Here is a 19,111-nt window from a genome sequence, read left to right as displayed (position 1 = left end):
GATTCATAGTTTCAAACGTTCAGGCGGCTATCCATCTCACTCCCGCGGCTATATGCCCAAGAGGTTGAAATGCTTAGTCGAAATGACCTGCGTCGAACAGATATGAACCTTCTCGTCATCTTTGAAGCGATGATGCACGAGCGGAATGTGAGCCGCGTCGGTGAGAAACTTTTTCTTGGGCAGCCTGCAGTCAGTAGTGCGTTGGCGCGCTTGAGAGTCATGTTTGACGACCAATTATTCATTCGCAATGGACGCTACATGGAGCCGACCGCACGCGCTGCGGATCTGCATGAACTACTCACGCCCATGCTTGACACCATTGCAACCACGCTGAGCCAGGTCGCCGACTTTGATCCCGCTGAAAGCAACAGCACATTTCATATCGGGCTGTCTGACGACGTCGAATATGGTCTGCTGCCGATGTTCCTGCGTCATCTGAGAACTGAGGCACCCGGGGTGAAATTGGTAGTTCATCGTACGAACTGTAGCCACATGTCGAATTTGTTAGTCAGCGGAGAAATATCAGTCGGCATCAGTCATACCTGTGAGTTGCCCGCCACGTCCAAACGTAAATGTCTAAGAATGATCAAGTTCATGGCACTACGAGCCGACTTGGGTGGTGAAGTGTTGAACCTCGATGAATTCTGCAGACGCCCCCACGCGACCATATCGTCCATGAGCAGTCTGATCAACGATGTTGATCGAGTACTGAACCAGATAAATCGCACCCGTCTTGTCTTACTCGACGTCCCGCAATTCAGTGCGTTAGCGGTGCTGCTGGCCGATAGTGACCTCGTGGCAGTCGTGCCCGACTATGTCGCGAAAGCGATGGCCACCTGCGCAGGCATAAGAGCCGACCCTCTGCCGTTTGAAATAAGCCCGCTGGAATTGTCGATGGTCTGGCGTGCTGTCGCCGACAATGACCCGGCCGAACGTTGGTTGCGCTCACGCTTCAGCGAGTATTTGAGCGATAGCAGCCGTCGACTGTTTTCTATCGTCGCCGCTTGAAGGGTGAGATTGAAACTTTGGACGGCACTTGCGTCCGCTCACCAGTTGCGCCGACATGCCCAATCCACCAGTTTGCACTGACGCTGAGCCGTCTTCATAACTTGATTCGACGCAACGCTCATAGCTTGGCAGAAACTCTGGGATTTTAGTCATACCCACTATGCGGGGTTGCTCTTAACATTACCGTGGGTCGCTGTACCCAACGCTATCCCTGTGCGTAGACAGCTTAAGCCTTCAGCGTGACTTCGCGCTCGCACAGGACGTGGCGACCACTCCATGAGGAGTTAATCCCAATTGCAGCACAAGACCAATGGACACTCTGCGATGACCAGTCAGTTGACCAGCACAGTGGTGAATGATACTTCCTGCGTTTATATCGTCGACGACGATCAGCTTTTAAGGGAGTCTTTGAGTAGTTTGTTGCGCTCTATTGGCTGCCGCGTTGAAATTTTTGCATCGGTGGCTGAGTTTCTTAATTTCAAACGGCCCGAACTCAACAGTTGTCTGGTACTCGATGTCAGACTGCAAGGCATCAGCGGACTGGATTTTCAGAATCAGCTTGCCAGATCCGAAGAGACGCTCCCCATTGTGTTCATGACGGGGCATGGCGACATTGCAATGTCGGTCAAAGCAATGAAGGCCGGTGCGGTGGATTTCCTGGCCAAACCGTTTCGCGAACAGGACTTGCTCGATGCCGTAGGATTAGCCCTTCGCAAAGATGCGGAACAACGCGAGGCAAACAAAAGCATGGCTGAGCTGAGTAGCCGCTATCGAACATTGAGCAGCCGTGAACAGGAGATCATGGCCATGGCCGCTTCTGGCTTGATGAACAAGCAAATTGCCAGTGAAGTGTGTCTAAGCGAGATCACTGTGAAAATTCATCGATCGAATGTCATGAAGAAAATGCGCGCCAAGACCTTTGCTGAATTGGTCCGCATGGCGGAAACCCTGAAATTGAGCCATAAGAAATAAAATTTATATACCCAGGTATTAATTAAGGATAAGCAAACAGGGGGTAAGGTGTGAAAAGGGACAGTCAGCGGACTTGACCATGACCATCATTGGAAGGCGCGCAAATTGGTAACCCGCCAAACAATAGCCATCATCGATGACGACGACAACGTACGTTCATCTCTCGACAGCCTGCTGCGTTCATATGGCTATTCTGTGCATCTGTATGAAAACGCCGAAACCTTCCTGAATTCGGACATTATCGTTTCGATGGATTGCATAGTGTCCGATATACAGATGCCCGGCATGAACGGATTACAGATGTACCAGCACCTTCTGGAGCAGGGATATTTGATTCCAGTGATTTTTATTACCGCGTCCGCAGAGGATGCGCCCCGCCTCGCTGCCTTTAAGCTTGGAGCTTGCTGTTATTTGTCCAAACCGTTCGAAGGGCAAAGTCTCATCAGTTGTTTAGCCATAGCGCTTAAATCCAGCAATTAAACGTGTCAAGAGCATTTCGCCTCAAGGGTTGCGCGCATCGCCTTGCTCACTCACGCACTTTATATACGAAAGTATAGTCATCTAAAACTTAATGACTACGAGAACCAACTAACGTGGCAATGACTGTAAGCAACGAGCCGTCTAGAGTCGCCTTTCCAGTAAAAACGAACCGTTTTCTTCACATACGACCCTGGAATTTAAAATGAAACGACATATCCTCGTATTAGGTGCTGGATTTGGTGGTGTCTGGAGCGCACTGAGTGCCGCACGAATGCTGGATCTGCATGGCTCTACGGATGTGCAGATCACACTGATCGCGCCCCAACCGGAACTACGTATTCGTCCACGTTTCTATGAACCGAATGTCCAGGAGATGAAGGCATCCCTGAGTGAGCTGTTCGGAGCCGTCAACGTCACATTTATCCAGGGTATGGTTGACGGAATTGATGCACCGAACAAACGCGTGGAGTACAGCACGCCGCGCGGAATTCACTCGTCGATCAATTACGACAAGTTGGTACTTGCGACGGGTAGCCGACTGATCCGGCCCAACATTCAAGGCATTGAACATACTTTCGACGTTGATGAGATCGAGACCGCTGCCCTTCTCGAAGACCATATCAAAGCCTTGGGTAACCACCCTGATACTGAAGCTCGTAATACGGTCGTGGTTTGCGGTGGTGGATTCACCGGCATCGAAACAGCCACGGAGATGCCGGCTCGCCTGCGTGCCGTACTGGGGGCCAATACCAAGATTAATGTGATCGTGGTGGACCGCGGCTCGAAAATCGGCGCGGCACTTGGCGAAGATATAAGTGGCTCAATCGCCCAAGCGTCCGCATACCTGGGTATCGAATGGTGCCTGGACTCCTCTGTTACAGCCATCGATCCGGAAGGGGTTACTCTTTCAGATGGTCGTCGCATTGAATCGAAGACGGTAATCTGGACTGTCGGATTCCGTGCAAGTCCCCTCACTGAGCAAATTGCAGGCGAGCGTGATGCGCTTGGGCGTCTGCATGTCGATGCGAACCTTAAAGTGGTTGGCCAAGATGATATCTACGCCGCTGGTGACGTCGCTTATGCCGCTACCGACGACCATGGTCATGTCGCCGCCATGTCCTGTCAGCATGCCATTTCGCTGGGTCGATACGCCGGAAACAACGCCGCGGCAGCTTTGCTCGGTGTTCCTGCGAACGCTTACAGCCAGCCAAAATATGTAACCTGCGTTGATTTAGGTGAATGGGGCGCGGTGTATTCAGAGGGCTGGGATCGCCAGGTGAAACTGGTGAAAGAGGAAGCCAAAGAACTGAAACACAACATCAACTCTGTCTGGATTTATCCACCCGCCGCAGAACGCAAAGCTGCGTTGTCAGCAGCAGACCCGCTGATTCCTGTGGCCTGATAACCGGCCTGGCTCTATCGCGTAATAACAGTTGCTTCTTTAGCCTGGCCAATTTCTTCGGCCAGGCTTTTTTTTGAAACCGCGCCCGATAAAAACATACCGGCGTATCACCTCTTAATACGAATTGATTATCAGATATACCATGTTGGATTTGATTACACCCACTGCAAGTATCAATACTGTCACTGCAATAAAACATCAGCACTCAATATTTAACTTATTTGCAGGTGTAGATATGAAAATATTACCTTTGATTTTCTCGATGGCCATTTCAGCTGTTGGCGGCACATTTGCAGTTACCAGTTGGGCAGTAGAGGGAAGCGCGCAAACCATGGGAAACAATGTATTGCGAACCGGTCGAGATCATTCCTCCGAGAATGCTGAGGGCCTTGTCTCCGATGGATCCGATCGAGTAGGCGTTAATAGCCTCGCCGCCGATGGTGCGGATCGAGTAGGTGCCAATCGAGTTGCTGCCGATGGCGCCGATCGAGTCGGAGCCAATCGCGTCGCCGCCGACGGTGCCGATCGAGTCGGAGCCAATCGCGTCGCCGCCGACGGTGCCGATCGAGTCGGAGCCAATCGCGTTGCCGCCGACGGTGCCGATCGAGTAGGGGCTAATCGTGTTGCCCGCGACGGTGCCGATCACGTGGGTGCCAGTCGACTGGCGGATTCGGGCTATAGCAGCTCAACGGAGGTGCGGGTTGCCGATACGGGGTATTCCGGTATTAACCATACGGCAGTCAGTAACTTTTGCGGCCCCTGCCGATGACTGAATAACACGAGTCGACACGCATATTAATGATCCGAGGTCCATCACCCGGCGAATTTACGTGGTGATGGATCGAGGAGTTCAAGGCTGGAAATTTCGAGCGGCATGAAAGCGGGAAATGGTTTAACGCCAACTTTGTCTACTCTTGAAATCACGCCTGGATTGACACTCTAAAAATAGGGATGGCGCTGCGGCATGAGCAATACTGGTTGCCCCAGGAAAGTTAAGCGCGCGGGTGTGAACCCGCTTTCGTATTTCCTAACATTCCACCGCCGCACGAACGCCAGTGCGCGGCCAGTCAACAGTCCTGACAAGCGTCGCCTTGAGACATGGCTGACATGGGGCATCGGCCTGGTCGTCACTGCCGGCATCATCGTGATCAACACTTCGCCCCACCACCGAGATATCGCCGCCACTGTCATCTACATGACATTGTTACTGATGGCCGCCAAAGTCTTTACCATCCGAGTCGTGGTGGGTGTGTCCTTGATCTGCATGGCAACCATTGTGGTGATGTTTTTCGTCGACGAGGGCTACCGGGACTGGGATTCATTCACCAGTTTTGTCCGTTGTCTTACGGCATTGTCTGCGATTGGTTTTCTTGCAACTCGCGCCAAGCAGGCCGCAGACAACCTGCATCTAAACGAGATTTACCTCACTGGAGCTCAGCGTTTAAGCCACACCGGCAGCGTGAATTTCAACGGCATGACTGAGCTCATGTCGTGGTCGGGCGAAAGCGCGCGTATTTTCGAGTACCCGGTGGACATGCCTGTATCCAAAGCGATGGTGCTGGCGCGTACGCCTGCAGAAGATCACGCACAGGTCCAGGATGTCTTCGCACGTGCGGCACGACGTGAGCCGCAGATCGAGATCCGCCATCGACTGCTGATGCCGGATGGTCGCATCAAACATGTGCATATGATCGCCACCCCGCTGTTCTCTCGGGATGACAGTTTCGAATACCTCGGCGCAGTGATGGACATCACCGAGAGGGTCCAGGCGGAAGAGATGTTGTACCGCACTCAAGCAGAGCTCACACACATCTGCCGCGTCACCACGTTAGGCGAGCTCACGGCTTCAATCGCCCACGAAGTCAACCAACCCCTGACCGCCATCACCAGCAGTGCCGATGGTTGTCGCCGTTGGCTGGACCGCGCTCACCCCGACATACACGAAGCCATGCGCGGGCTGAATCAGATCAACGATTGCGCACTTAGAGCGGGTGAAGTCATCAGTCGGGTCAGAGCACTGGCACGTAAGACCGAGCCAGTACGCCGGCCGGAGCAGATCAACGAGATCATTAAAGAAACGCTCGGCGTGGTGCAATATGAAATTAATCACCAACATGTAAATCTGTGTATTGACCTGGACGCCGGTAACCCTTGGATACTGGCTGATCGAATCCAGATTCAGCAAGTCCTCATCAATTTGCTGATCAATGCATGCCAGGCAATGAGTGGTGTCGAACAACCACGCCGTTTGCTGAGCATTAGAACATCCGTCATACAGAACGAGGTTACCCTTGAAGTTTCAGACGGTGGACCAGGGATAGACGCCGATGCATTCCCTTCATTGTTCACGCCGTTCTTCACGACTCGAGAAAGCGGAATGGGGATGGGTTTATCGATCTGCCGGTCCATTGTTGATTTTCATGACGGAAAGATTTGGGCGCGTAACTTGAGCAACGGCGCCTCGTTCTTCTTCTCGTTGCCTGAAACACAACCGCCGGGATGATGCGGTTCTGGCATTCGCGACAGTGAACGGTTTCAGGCTGGATGCACAGCTACTATGTTTTCTGACTTGGTTAATCGGCAGCCCAATGGCGACAACTGGCAGGGAAGACGATCTGTTGCCGTTTTCACCGGTTTTAGCTGTGCAGTTACCTGAACGATCTACCCACCAAAACCTGGGAGCGAACTCCTGACGCTCAGCCGCTCATGCCGCTGATGCGAACGAGCCCGCTCCCAAAGTCCGTATTACCCGTCGATTTCCGCCAAAGCCTTGGCTACGCCCTCACCGTAGGAAGGATCAGCTTGCGTACAATGCGCGATATGGCGCTGCCTCACCACCTCAGACACTCCGCTCAGCGCGCGCGCGGTGTTGTCGAACAGCGTCTGTTTTTGATTCGCCGACATCAAGCGAAACAAATTGCCTGGCTGTTCGAAATGGTCCTCGTCCACACGATGGTCCCAATGACCCGCAGCACCGGTAACCATCAGCGGCGGCTCGCGCCATTCCGGCTGATCTGCCCAGGCGTTGTCGCTGTTGGGGACATACGCCAGCTGGCCGCCGTAATTGCCATCTACGCGCATGGCACCGTCACGGTGAAAACCGTGCACCGGGCAACGGGCGGCGTTGACCGGGATCTGGTGATGATTGACGCCCAAGCGATAACGGGCGGCATCGCCATAAGCGAATAGCCGCGCCTGGAGCATACGGTCAGGAGAAAAACCGATACCGGGTACTACGCTTGAGGGTGCAAACGCCGCTTGCTCGACCTCTGCGAAGACATTTTCCGGGTTGCGATTCAATTCAAAATAACCCACTTCTATCAGAGGGTAATCCTGGTGTGGCCAGACCTTGGTCAAATCAAACGGGTTGACCGGGTGAGCTTGCGCCTGGGCTTCGGACATGACCTGGATGTAAAACGTCCAGCGCGGAAAGTTACCCGCCTCAATGCTTTCGTATAGATCACGCTGATGGCTTTCCCGGTCTTGACCAACAAGATTTTGCGCCTCTTCGTCGCTCAGGTTTTGTATCCCTTGCTGCGATCTGAAGGTAAATTTGACCCAGTGCCGCTCATTGTCGGCATTGATGAAACTGAAGGTGTGGCTACCAAAACCATGCATATGCCGATAGCTGCGCGGGATGCCCCGCTCGCTCATCACGATAGTAACCTGGTGCAAGGCTTCAGGCAGTGAAGTCCAGAAGTCCCAATTGCTTTGTGCGCTGCGCATGCCGGTGCGAGGGTCTCGCTTCACCGCGTGGTTAAGGTCAGGGAAGCGGAGCGGATCGCGAAAGAAAAATACCGGGGTGTTGTTGCCGACCAAGTCCCAATTGCCTTGTTCGGTATAAAACTTCAGGGCAAATCCACGGATGTCTCGCTCCGCATCGGCCGCGCCGCGCTCACCCGCAACGGTCGAAAAACGGGCGAAGATTGATGTCTGTTTACCCACTTCTGAAAACAGTCGAGCCTTGGTGTAACGCGTGACATCCTGGGTGACCGTAAAAGTGCCGTAGGCCCCCGAACCCTTCGCATGCATGCGCCGCTCCGGGATCACTTCCCGATCGAAGTGCGCGAGTTTCTCAAGCAACCAGACATCTTGCAGCAATGCCGGACCTCGACGGCCGGCTGTCTGTATATTGAAGTTATCGACAACCGGGGCTCCGTTGATCGAGGTCAGTTTTTTATCGGACATGGTGGGCTCCTTAAGATCATGCCTTGTTGAGAACAGTGAATAATTCGAGCGCGAGACAATTCGTCAAAGAATTGTTGATCACAATGACGAATAAGTTTTATGGCCAAACGACGTAGATATTCGTCAGGTTCAAAGACGAAATTTCAAACTTTTTTCTATGCACGTCAATAGTGCAATGGTATTGAATGGCTTAGCGAAATAACCTTCAGGCTTCTTTACCTTGGCGCTGAATTGCGGTGGCGGGCCAGGCATTCCGGTAATAAAAACCGTAGGAATATGAATATTCATAGCCGCCAATGCTTCATACATTGTCACTCCGCACATTCCAGGCATCTGGATATCTGAAATGAGAAAATCGCTTTGTTCGGGACCACAGGAGTCAAGGAATGCAAACGCGTCGGAGTAGGTATGTACTGTATAGCCATGAGAGCGCAACAGACTGTCCAATGCGACAAGAATAAACTCATCATCATCGACGACTGAAATAATTGCTGAGTTAGACATGTAAAAACCTGTGCATTAGCGTGCGACTATAGTGCTTACCATATCCGCAAGACATGCGCTAAAAATTTAGAATAGTTTGTATTTACGAATGCTGTCCCTGGCAATAACAGCGGCTGTTTACATGAGCATAAAGTGGATAGACCAGCACTTACCTGTCCATTGCGCATGACAAAACCCAAAGTATCCTTTACCAGGCTTCACCCTCAACGAGATGTTTTCTGATCAATCCAAGGAAACTCGCGGTATGGCGAATACAGTGGTCAAAGTAACGCACGCTGGCGCTATCCTTATGGGTAAACGCACATTGACGGTACTCGCAAAACATTCTGTCAGTTGCATCCAGTCGGAGTACTTCTTGATTAATGATCAACAGACACTCCGCAAAACACCTCGACTCAGGAACATCCTTCAAACTCGAGAGAGTGGTGACGTCGGCATAACCACCCAAGTCGCGAATACCGCTCACTAGAAAATCGGTATATTCGATATTTTCCCGTAGTAATTTGCGAACAAGATCTTGTAGAGGCAGAAAGCTGACGTTGCGAAGTTGCTCCTGACTTTGTTTAAGCGACGCTAGAATGCTCAACGCTGCGCCCAAGGCCTGCATCATTGTATCGATGATTTCCACGCGCTCTGGACTGGACAGAGACGTGTGCGCGCCATAACGACTGATACGTAGCGGATGACTAACCATATACATCTTGTGTAAAGCGTTCATGGCAACCGTCTCATAGTGGCGCCTCGGCGCGATTAGTTGATATTCCATCTAATCAGAATACCCCCAAGCGACTTCGATAACACTCCTACCTCCAGTCGGCGAATTAGCACATGGGGTCAGGGTTCTCATACTAATGTATGACGATCAGCATCGATGAATGCTTAATACCCTTACTTGCATAACAGCTTCGCGCCAATAACAGACGCTGCAAAGTCTGCATAGCACAACATCACACCATTGAGGCGTCTGTTCAGACGTGGGAAGAATATTGCGATTGCAGCAGTGGACTCCATTGGTGCTGATTGTCCGGGCGCCGGTAGTACACTACCAAGTGACGGGCAACCTGCATCGCCACCTTCCGACCATGATCGGCTTCGACCAGCGCCAGCGCCAGATCGATACCTGCACTCACACCGGCAGCAGTCCATATTGATTCTTGCTGGACATAGATAGCCTCACGATCCAGTTGAACCTGCGGGAACACGCGTTCGAATAGATCCGCCATCGTCCAGTGAGTAGCCACTCGCAGGCCGTCGAGCAATCCGGCGCGTCCCAGGAAAAATGCGCCACTGCATATGGATGTAGTGCGATTCGCTGCGGTTGAAGCTCGGCGCAACCAGTCGATCAGCGGCGCGTTGTCGACAATGGCCTGCCGAATGTGGGGAGAGCCCGGCACTATCAGCGTATCGATAGGCTCATCTACCAACTCACTCAGGCGCTGGGTTTGTACAACGAGGCCCTCACCTGTACGAACCGCCCCTCCTGCCAGACTTGCGGTGTGCAAGGCGTAGCCAGGCAGTCCGAGCGAATTTAGGTTCCGAGTGGCTGCCCAAAAAACAGTCTGGGCGCCAGTCAAATCAAGGAGTCCCATTTGCGCATAGGCCACGAATATGACGTTGCGGGGCTTTGTGCGCAAAGGATTGTGGTATTCAAGACGGCGAGGCAGATCTTTTATAACCAAGGTTGATCTCCATGTATTTCATAGCCACTCGTATGTAATGCGTATCAGGTTTCTCTTTCCAGCGGGATCGTAAACATAAACCGGGTTCCAATCTCCAGAGTGCTGCTGACCCAGATACGACCGCCGTGGAACTCAATGATCGACCGGCATATGGAAAGACCGATGCCAAGCCCGCTGGGCTTGGTCGTGAAAAACGGATCGAATAACGAAGGAAGAATGTCTGCGGAAACACCATCGCCTGAATCGGCTATTTCGAGCATGGCCTCACAATCTTTTACTGAAGTGTGGATGCGCAGTACTCTTGCTCTGTCATGTACGTTTGCCATGGCCTGACAGGCGTTTATTATCAAGTTGATGATGACTTGTTGCAGTTGAACCCGATCGCCTCTGATCAATGCACCCGGCGCGTCCAAGTGGATCTGCGAGCGAACCTCATGAAAAGTCATGTCATGCTGCATGAGCGCCAGTGAGTCGCTCACGATATCGTCGAATTGTTCGAGCGTACGCTGCGATTCGCTATGACGCGATAGCGCCCTGATACAGGTAATGACGTCGGACACCCTGACTGAATTCTGAATAATACGGTCTATCGACTTCCGTACTTCCTCTAAATTGGGTTCGGAACGATTGATCCAGCGCTTACAGCATTCGCCACTGGTTATCAAAGCCGCCAGAGGCTGATTGATTTCATGCGCTATCGACGCGGCCAATTCACCCATGGAGGTGAGTCGAGTCACCTGAGAAAGTTTCGCCTGTGAATGAAATAATGCTTCCTCCGCTTGCCTCGCGGCGGTGACATCCATCAATGCACCGACGTACTCAATATATCCGACGTGCTTGAATAGCGGACTGGCATTCATCTGGACATGTTTGATGCGTCCATCCGGCATGACTAGCCGATGTTCCACCTCGATAGAATCCTGATGGCTTGCCGCCTGTTCCAGAGCTTTATCGACTATGGGTAAGTCTTCAGGATAAGTACGCGCTCTGACCAGGGCAATTGTCGGTTTAACGTCCAACGGGTATTCGAAGATGCGTGAAGACTCTTCCGACCACCACACTCTTGTTTCACGGCCAATAATGATGCCGACACTGCCGGTACGACTGAGTTTTTGCGCACCCAAGAAGAACGCTTCGTTGCGGCGCAACAGGGTGCTGGTTTTTTTACTACGCAGGGCTAACAAAGTAATGGTAGTCAGGGCAATCAGGCAATGCATGAAGCCCGCAATGAGCCTGTGCTCCAGATAACCTTCATTTGCAAAAAAACTGGCACTCAACATCACCACGCAGCCTAACGCCACGAAAAGAAACACCGAGATGGGAAAAATGTTGGCCGACATGAACACTAAAGTTATGTAGAACAACGTTGGCGCGACGTCCAGATCAAGGTATGCGTTGGTAAAAAAGATCATGCTGCCAACGGCAATGGCAGCCATCCAGGCGACGGCGTCCGACAAAAAGAAAGGTTCCCAGCGTTTTATGATAGACATTTATTCTTCCAGATTCTGCTAACGAGCGGCAACTTGTATGGATAGATGCTGCAAGACGAGCATTTATCAGGCGACGTTTATCTCTTGAGCAGGAGTATTCCTTGTCACTATGAGGCGCCTACAGGGGTTTGGATCGAAGCGACCAGTGTAAATATTCGGATAATCTTCAGGCACCCCTACACAGGGCGAAAGGAATAAGTTGTTACGTCATCCAAGGCCGTCTTTCACCCGCTTTATCAGCCTCACTTAGAGACACCTGGCGTAAATGAAGAATTTAGCATGTACCAAATAACCGCTTTGCTGACTCATCCTTCTGACCAACTCAAGGTATAAACGATGGCATGTTACGAGAGACATATTATTCCAAGTCATTATGACTGACACTGCTATATTGGGTCATATGGGACATGCCTAAGTATTAGACCCTTATACCGCAGTATTGAGCCCGCGGACCTGGAAGCGATTGCCATCGTACACAGGCAATGGAGCAACTCGCCGCCCCTATACGAGTCGAGGCGAGTGTCAGATTTACGCTGGCTAAATTGAAAGAAGAGTTTTGCTGAAAATAATCAGGAGAATAACTGACTGAAGCGTGGATAGGTCCGTCATGTCTTGTATCAAATGGCCGATGCGTATCCCGCTTCGACAGGCGTCAACAACGGCAAGGCAAACTGAAACGAACTGCCCTGCCCCTCTACACTTGACGCCCATATCCGACCTTGGTGGGAGTCAATGATCGAACGGCATATACACAAGCCCATTCCCAGACCTTTTTCTTTGGTAGTAAAGAATGGCGTAAATAATTTTGACAGCACATGGGCAGGGATACCCATCCCCTTGTCGGCCACCTCTATGCCCACTTCTTTATCACTGATCCAGCTGCGAATCAGCAACTTCCGTTCAGATGCAGCGACCTCGTCCATTGCTTGGCAGGCGTTGATAATCAGATTAATGATGACCTGCTGCAGTTGCACGCGATCAGCACTGATCGGCACATCGAAAGACGTCAGTTCAATCTGAGTCCGAATCCTGTGGTGGGCGAGCTCGTGCCTGACCAACAGAAGGGTTTCGTTGATGATGCCGTTGAACGACTCGTTGCGCCGCAGTGGATCAGTCTTGCGTGACAGGGACCGGACCCGGAGCGTAATTTCGGTCGCCCGATTTGAGCTTGCAATTATCCGCTCGAATGCCTTGCGCACTTCGAACAGGTCGGGCTTGGGCTGACTTAGCCAATTGAGACCCGCCTCACCGCTACTGGTTATCGCCGCCAGCGGCTGATTGACTTCGTGGGCGATAGACGTGGCGAGTTCACCTAAAGACGTTACGCGTGTTACATGGGCCAGTTGGGTCCGGGCTTGACTGAGTGCGGCCTCTGCCTGTTTGATCGCGGTCACGTCCATCAGCGCGCCCAGGTATTCAACGCGTTTGCCCCGCTTGAACAGCGGAGTCGCGATCATGCGCAAATGTTTAACTCGTCCATCGGGCATCAACAGACGATGGCTGACTTCGATAATCGCTTCACGGCGTTTAGCCTTTTCGAACCCGGTCAGCACTTCTTGCACATCCTCGGGGTGAGTACGTGCCAGGATCATTGCAGCGGTAGGAGATGTACTCGGTGGGTACTCGAATATTTGTGCCGACTGTTCCGACCAGGCGATCTTCTCCAGATCTGCGCAAAAGCCGAGACATCCCGTCTGACTCAAGCGCTGCGCGCCACTCATGTAAACTTCATTGTGCCGTAAGTTGTCCGAAATCCGCTTACTGCGCAGTGCGAAGACAACGATCGCCGCGAGCAAAGAAAAGTCGCGCAGAAACGGCATTACCGATTCCCAACGACCAGGGCCGTATTCACTGATGAAAATTGCCGCGAGTACCAGCATGCTCAACAGCAAGGTGGCGATCACGCCATTGACAGGCAGCAGGTTGACCGACATCAGCAATAAGGCGATGTAGAACGGGGTAGTCGCGAAATCAAAATAGCTGTCACTGCCACCAAATATCCCAAAGGCAACGATGAGTGCCATAAGCCCGATCAACAGGTTTTCAAGTGACTGGAGGCGAATAGCGCTGAAGACGCTCGTCATCCTTTTCATTGAGTTATTAGACATAAGACTGCAACTCCTGTCCCGACGAGGTCCGCGGCGCAAATTTGGCAAGCGATCCAGAGCTGGCCGATCATGCGTACATAGGGGTGCTAGCGGCAGGCCGATAGTCGATCAGCATCCTATTAGCTCAGGCACAACGCCTGCTAGGACAAAAAACCCGAAAAAAAAGCCATCGCTAACTCGCGCGTCAGATAACGCTTACGCAAGGATTGTTGCTTTGCAGTGTTATGGGTGCAGAATATTTTTATGTGCAACCTGGCAAATAGCGACATCACGTCACCCTGCTGCACTTTTAATGCGGATTGCCACTTTGACAGTGCCGTTTCTGCAGACAGGCGAACATCAGTAAAGATGGCGTCACGTACTCTTTATATGCACTTCCAGAACCACGACAACGAACACTCGCGGCCCACCGTTATTTCGCAATAGCGTCTGACGAGACGTCACGGGTGCCGAATCTGCCCGCCCTCCCCTAATCCCCGTATAATCGCCCTCTTTTTCCCGAAGGCACCCCGCTCGTGGCAGATAAACGGTACAGCTGCATTGGTTTGTATAACCCAAAATCTCCGGAGAACGTCGGTTCGGTGATGCGCGCCGCAGGCTGCTACGGCGTGGCCTCGGTGTTTTACACCGGCAAGCGTTATGAACGCGCCGCCGACTTCGTCACTGATACCAAACGCGTGCACTACGACATTCCGCTGATCGGTATCGATGATCTGAAAAAGATCCTCCCGCTCAACTGCGTGCCGGTCGCCGTGGAACTGGTCGAAGGCGCCCGCCCGCTGCCGGAATACACGCATCCGGATCGCGCCCTGTACATCTTCGGTCCGGAAGATGGTTCGCTGGATAAAGAGATCCGCGACTGGTGCGAAGACGTCGTCTACATCCCGACCACCGGCTGCATGAACCTCGCCGCCACGGTCAACGTCGTGCTCTACGACCGCATGGCCAAGGGTCTGAACACCCGCTCCGGGCCAAAATTCCGCTGAAGCGTCGCATATCCGATGGAACGAGCTGACCGCTCTGGCAGTCAGCTTGTTTATCCATTATTCATTGCCTGGAGAAAGATCATGACCGAACTCAAACGTGTCGAACGTATCGAATCCACCCCGTTCCAGAGCCGTTCGGAGCAGAACGTCGAAGGCTGGGAGCGCGTTGGCTCGCTGGCGGGCGGCGTGATCATGGTCGGCAAGGGCCTGCGCCGTGGCGGTGTGTTCGGTTTGATTCAGGTGGCGATTGGCGGCGTGGCCATGGCTCGCGGAATTACCGGGCATAGCTCGGTGAAGAGTCTGCTGGAGAAAAGCCGTCAGGATATGAATAACGTGCGCGCCAAGATCGAACGGGCCGGAGAAGAGCTGAGCAAGCTCAAGGCCAACGCCGAGGCGGCGACCGGCACCGCTACCGTGACCGGCAATGATTCGGTGAAATCGCCGAAAGCCGGGGTTTGATCCGAGATCCGCGGTGGGGCTGATGGCCCTATCGCGAGCAGGCTCACTCCTACATTTGGAATGCGTTCCCTTGTAGGAATGCGCCTGCTCGCGATAGCGGTGTCACTGAAGTAACGCGGTATCAAGGACTTTGGAGGACTCGCCAAGCACGCTCTCGGCCAGTTGCACAAACTCCTTGGTACTCACCGTCCCCAAATGCATCGCCCCACGCAACACGTCATCCAGCGAGCGCTTGCTGCGCGTCTTCAAGCGAATCTCGCCATCCAGTTCCTGCAACAGCACCACCGCTTTCGCCACCTGCGCCGGGCTGATCTGTTCGCCGCGCAATGTCGTGACCTTCTGGCCATCCCTGGCCAGTTTCGCCTGTAACGCCTGATAACGGTCATCGCTCATGCCGCCAGCACGGCGCACCAGTTCAATGGCGTAATACTCGGCAAAGCCCTCGCTGATCCAGTCACTGCGTTGCTCGTCGTTGATCCGCCCGAACACCTGTGCCAGCTCGCGCACCAGCGCGCTGCTGCCGCTTTCGCTGACCAACGGCAATCGTGTGTTCACATAGATGGACTCATGGGCGCCGAGACTGCCGCGCCACATCGGGTCGTTGGCGCCGACGATCAACAGTTTGGCCGGATGGCGGGGATAAACGGCCTGCACCTGCGGCCAGACGAATGTGAGCAAGGTCAGCACGTCCATGCGGCGCATGCCTTGCCCTTGTGGCGAGGCCACGGTGACTTCGGTTTCGCCCAGGCGCGTACGACGACTGCCGAGGTGGCCGGCGAGCATCCACCCCGTTGGACGGTCGAACAGGCGTGACGGGTTGTCGATGCGGAATTTGTTCTTGCCGATGCGCGGCCACGCGGTTTCGATGCTCCTCCAGCCGTCGGGCAATTCGAATTGCAGGCGCGCGACCAGTTCGGTGCCGTCCTGCTGATCGAGTTTGGCCGGTGGCACCAATTCGTCGCCACGCATCAACGCCCAACTCGGGGTCATGCGGGTGTCGAAGCTGCCGTTCTTGCGCCCGTGACTGATCCTCACGCGGTAACTCAGGCTGGCCTTGTCACTGTTCGGGCGCCACACGCCACGGGCTTGCTTGCCCGGGGTCAGCAGCCATTGGCCGTCGGCCTTGAAGTCGCTGTAATGGCTGCCGTCGCCAAGATCGAAATCGAGACTGCGCACCGCCTCGCCTTTGGCCAGCGTCAGGCGTACTTCGGCCTGATCGCTCTGCGGCAACAGACGCACGTGATAATCCAGATCGACTTTTTTCGCCGCCCATGCCGGCGCGCTCAGCGCCAGCAGCGCAATCATCAACGCTCGCGACAATCCGACAGCCATACACACTCCTTGGTAAAGCTTGAATCCGCAGGCGTTCAGCCCGCGCGGAAAATCAGGTGATCTTCCCAGTCATCCTCCGGCACGCTGCCCTCGGCGAGCATGCGCCCGGACTGGGAAATCCGCTCATGATGAACGGCGTCGCGATCGCCACACACCAGGTGATGCCACAACGGTAGATCCTTGCCCTCGCTGACCAAGCGATAACCACAGGTCGGCGGCAGCCATTTGAACTCTTCCGCCTGGCCCGGGGTGAGCTGGATGCAGTCCGGGACATACTTGATGCGATTCGGGTAGTCGCTGCACTGGCAGGTTTTCAGATCCAGCAGTTTGCAGGCGATGCGCGTGTAATAAACGCTGTTGTCTTCTTCATCCTCGAGCTTTTGCAGGCAGCACAGACCACAGCCGTCGCACAGCGATTCCCATTCCTCGTGATCGAGTTGATCGAGGGTTTTGCGTTTCCAGAACGGTTCGACTTTGGCGGCCATGGCTCAAGCATCAACATCAGGTGGTGAAAAGGCCGCCAGTCTAGTGCCCAAGGCCTTGTGGGCCAAGCGCTGGCGACTGCCGGTTGCGTGGGACTTGTCAGTTTTTGTGGCGGCGCGTAGCGTTGCCAGTCGCAAGGAGCCTTGCCCGCAAGCCATTAACGCTCGACCGCGTTGCATTGTGGTGAACCCTCAGGCTCGGAAAACCCCATCGTTCAGCGCAACTGATCCCGCCGGGTTTTCATTCAAATCCCTGACTCAAACGTAGCAAGGAATTTCTCGATGAGTGCCAACCCACGCGTTGCCGATTACGCCATTCACCCGCAATTCACCGACCGCTGGTCGCCGCGCGCCTTTACCGGCGAAGCGATCCCGGAAGAAACCCTGCTGAGTTTTTTCGAAGCCGCGCGTTGGGCGCCGTCGGCGTACAACTCGCAGCCTTGGCGTTTCCTCTATGCGCGTCGCGATACGCCAAACTGGGAGCGTTACCTGGGCCTGCTCAATGAATTCAACCGGAGCTGGGCGCAGCATGCCTCGGCGCTGGTGATCGTGATTTCGAAAACCACCTTCACCGCACCGGGCGCCAGCGAAGAAACGCCGGCGCTGTGGCACACCTTCGACACCGGTTCGGCGTGGGGCCATCTGGCACTGCAAGCGAGCATCAGCGGCTGGCACACCCACGGCATGGCCGGGTTCGATCAGGAACTGACCCGTAAGGAGCTGAACATTCCTGAAGGTTATGCGCTGCACGCAGCCGTGGCGGTCGGCAAGCTGGGTGACAAGGCAACGCTGGCTGAATACCTGCAAGCCCGTGAAGAGCCGAGCCCGCGCCGGCCGCTGAACGAACTGGCGGCGGAGGGTGACTTCACCCTCTAAGCCAGCACAAAAACAAATGTGGGAGCGGGCTTGCTCGCGAAAGCGGTGTGTCATTCAACATTTCTGTCGACTGACACGACCTCTTCGCGAGCAAGCCCGCTCCCACAATTGGATCGGGGAAAACTTAATAGCCGCGAGCGAAATCCACTTCCCCGCGCAACGCCTCACCCGCCTGATACGCCTTCAGATTCTCGACAAACAACTGCACCATCAGCGCCGGTGAAGTCGGTGCCGAGCTGTGCCCGGTCAGCAGCAAGCCCCACGCGGTCCAGAACGGATGGCGTTGCGGCAGTGGCTCCTGACGGCAAACGTCGATCACCGCCCCCGCCAGATGCCCTTCCTTCAACGCTTCCACCAAATCCGCATCGACTACCGCGACCCCGCGACCGGCATTGATAAACAACCCGGTCGGCTTGAATTGCTTGAACAGCGCCGCGTCGTAGATATCGTGAGTGTGTTCGGTGTTCGGCAGCAGATTGACCACGTAATCCACTTCGCCCACCAGCCGCGGCAGATCAGCCATCGAGCCGACCTCGACAAACGGCGCCTGCTCACGGGCGCTGCTGGCGATGCCGTACAATTCGATGCCAAACGGCAGCAGGAACTGCGCCACGCTCTGGCCGATGTCGCCGGTGCCGACGATCAGCACTTTGCGCCCGACCAGACTCTGGCCGCTGCGGTTGTCCCACTTGCGTTCGACCTGGCTGACCAGTCGCGCCAGCACCTCACGCTCATGGCCAAGAATGTAGGTCAGCACGTACTCGGCCATCACCTGACCGAAAATCCCCACCGCACGGGTCAAACGGTAATCGCGGCGCAAGCCATCAGCGAGCAACGGCGTGATGCCGGCCCAGGTCGATTGCAGCCATTGTGGTTGATGGCCCTGGCGCAACAGGGTCGCGAGCAGATCCGGCTGTCCCAGCCACACCGGGCAATCAGCGGCCTGACGGGCCAGTTCGGCGGAGTCACCGCTGGTCAGTACTTCAAGCTCGGGCGCTGCCTGACGCAGCAGCCGGGCGTATATCGCGTGGTCGTGTTCGGCAATCAGAACGCGCATCTTCAAACCTTTCGCAAACCGTGACGACGGCCGCCGGATTCGGCTGGCCATCGCGGTAAAAACAGTTCCTGGGTAAACCGAGACTCAG

17 protein-coding genes and 1 pseudogene are annotated in these 19,111 nt (G+C 54.3%); 9 read left to right on the top strand and 9 right to left on the bottom strand.

Annotated elements, in window-relative coordinates; genetic code table 11:
• Positions 1-69 precede the first annotated feature (69 nt).
• The 6 genes and pseudogenes from ACM6IV_RS19215 to ACM6IV_RS19190 all read left to right on the top strand — a co-directional run bounded on the left by ACM6IV_RS19215 (position 70) and on the right by ACM6IV_RS19190 (position 6,365).
• Entirely contained in the window at positions 70-1,008 is a 939-nt protein-coding gene (locus tag ACM6IV_RS19215) for a LysR substrate-binding domain-containing protein (protein WP_414871198.1), read from the top strand.
• A 324-nt stretch (positions 1,009-1,332) separates the two neighbouring features.
• Positions 1,333-1,980 carry a response regulator gene (locus tag ACM6IV_RS19210; RefSeq protein WP_122608878.1) on the top strand — a complete coding sequence of 216 codons (648 nt, stop codon included), beginning with the start codon at positions 1,333-1,335 and terminating at the stop codon, positions 1,978-1,980.
• Between the two features lie 105 nt (positions 1,981-2,085).
• On the top strand, positions 2,086-2,460 hold the full coding sequence (locus ACM6IV_RS19205; RefSeq protein WP_205993892.1) for a response regulator: 375 nt from the start codon (positions 2,086-2,088) through the stop codon (positions 2,458-2,460).
• A 202-nt stretch (positions 2,461-2,662) separates the two neighbouring features.
• A complete protein-coding gene (locus tag ACM6IV_RS19200) occupies positions 2,663-3,862 on the top strand; it encodes an NAD(P)/FAD-dependent oxidoreductase (protein WP_122608877.1) in 1,200 nt (399 codons plus the stop codon).
• Between the two features lie 430 nt (positions 3,863-4,292).
• Positions 4,293-4,631, top strand: a pseudogene (locus ACM6IV_RS19195) (hypothetical protein); the annotation flags it as partial.
• 195 nt (positions 4,632-4,826) lie between these two features.
• Positions 4,827-6,365 carry a sensor histidine kinase gene (locus ACM6IV_RS19190; protein WP_414871197.1) on the top strand — a complete coding sequence of 513 codons (1,539 nt, stop codon included), beginning with the start codon at positions 4,827-4,829 and terminating at the stop codon, positions 6,363-6,365.
• A gap of 242 nt (positions 6,366-6,607) precedes the next feature.
• Here ACM6IV_RS19190 and ACM6IV_RS19185 read toward each other — a convergent pair whose 3' ends face one another.
• The 6 genes from ACM6IV_RS19185 to ACM6IV_RS19160 all read right to left on the bottom strand — a co-directional run bounded on the left by ACM6IV_RS19185 (position 6,608) and on the right by ACM6IV_RS19160 (position 13,831).
• Positions 6,608-8,050, bottom strand: coding sequence for a catalase (locus tag ACM6IV_RS19185; RefSeq protein ID WP_414871196.1), 1,443 nt, complete (start codon positions 8,048-8,050; stop codon positions 6,608-6,610).
• A 129-nt stretch (positions 8,051-8,179) separates the two neighbouring features.
• Positions 8,180-8,554 (bottom strand): response regulator transcription factor, encoded by a 375-nt coding sequence (locus ACM6IV_RS19180; RefSeq protein WP_414871195.1) that lies wholly within the window; start codon positions 8,552-8,554, stop codon positions 8,180-8,182.
• Positions 8,555-8,741: 187 nt separating this feature from the next.
• Positions 8,742-9,272, bottom strand: a complete 531-nt coding sequence (locus ACM6IV_RS19175) for a hypothetical protein (protein WP_122608974.1) — start codon at positions 9,270-9,272, stop codon at positions 8,742-8,744.
• 250 nt (positions 9,273-9,522) lie between these two features.
• Positions 9,523-10,233: an AraC family transcriptional regulator gene (locus ACM6IV_RS19170; protein ID WP_241000931.1), complete on the bottom strand. Its 711-nt coding sequence runs from the start codon at positions 10,231-10,233 to the stop codon at positions 9,523-9,525.
• A 44-nt stretch (positions 10,234-10,277) separates the two neighbouring features.
• Positions 10,278-11,723, bottom strand: a complete 1,446-nt coding sequence (locus tag ACM6IV_RS19165; RefSeq protein WP_414871194.1) for an ATP-binding protein — start codon at positions 11,721-11,723, stop codon at positions 10,278-10,280.
• Between the two features lie 617 nt (positions 11,724-12,340).
• Positions 12,341-13,831: a sensor histidine kinase gene (locus ACM6IV_RS19160; protein ID WP_414871193.1), complete on the bottom strand. Its 1,491-nt coding sequence runs from the start codon at positions 13,829-13,831 to the stop codon at positions 12,341-12,343.
• A 515-nt stretch (positions 13,832-14,346) separates the two neighbouring features.
• Here ACM6IV_RS19160 and ACM6IV_RS19155 point away from each other — a divergent pair.
• Entirely contained in the window at positions 14,347-14,817 is a 471-nt protein-coding gene (locus ACM6IV_RS19155; protein WP_007911337.1) for an RNA methyltransferase, read from the top strand.
• Positions 14,818-14,898: 81 nt separating this feature from the next.
• On the top strand, positions 14,899-15,276 hold the full coding sequence (locus ACM6IV_RS19150) for a DUF2892 domain-containing protein (RefSeq protein WP_414871192.1): 378 nt from the start codon (positions 14,899-14,901) through the stop codon (positions 15,274-15,276).
• Positions 15,277-15,378: 102 nt separating this feature from the next.
• Here ACM6IV_RS19150 and ACM6IV_RS19145 read toward each other — a convergent pair whose 3' ends face one another.
• The gene (locus ACM6IV_RS19145; protein ID WP_414871191.1) at positions 15,379-16,608 is read right to left on the bottom strand and encodes a hypothetical protein; all 1,230 of its coding nucleotides are present in this window, start codon (positions 16,606-16,608) and stop codon (positions 15,379-15,381) included.
• A gap of 35 nt (positions 16,609-16,643) precedes the next feature.
• Positions 16,644-17,093: a YcgN family cysteine cluster protein gene (locus tag ACM6IV_RS19140; RefSeq protein WP_414871190.1), complete on the bottom strand. Its 450-nt coding sequence runs from the start codon at positions 17,091-17,093 to the stop codon at positions 16,644-16,646.
• A gap of 279 nt (positions 17,094-17,372) precedes the next feature.
• Here ACM6IV_RS19140 and ACM6IV_RS19135 point away from each other — a divergent pair, with 279 nt between their 5' ends.
• Positions 17,373-17,966 (top strand): nitroreductase family protein, encoded by a 594-nt coding sequence (locus tag ACM6IV_RS19135; RefSeq protein ID WP_194933711.1) that lies wholly within the window; start codon positions 17,373-17,375, stop codon positions 17,964-17,966.
• A gap of 124 nt (positions 17,967-18,090) precedes the next feature.
• Here ACM6IV_RS19135 and ACM6IV_RS19130 read toward each other — a convergent pair whose 3' ends face one another.
• Positions 18,091-19,023 (bottom strand): D-2-hydroxyacid dehydrogenase, encoded by a 933-nt coding sequence (locus ACM6IV_RS19130; protein ID WP_414871189.1) that lies wholly within the window; start codon positions 19,021-19,023, stop codon positions 18,091-18,093.
• Positions 19,024-19,111: the final 88 nt, after the last annotated feature.

The organism is Pseudomonas sp. IT-347P (assembly GCF_949768005.1).
Classification (GTDB): Bacteria; Pseudomonadota; Gammaproteobacteria; order Pseudomonadales; family Pseudomonadaceae; genus Aquipseudomonas.
Note: the sequence above shows the minus strand (reverse complement) of the source record. Positions and strands in the feature narration are given on the sequence as shown.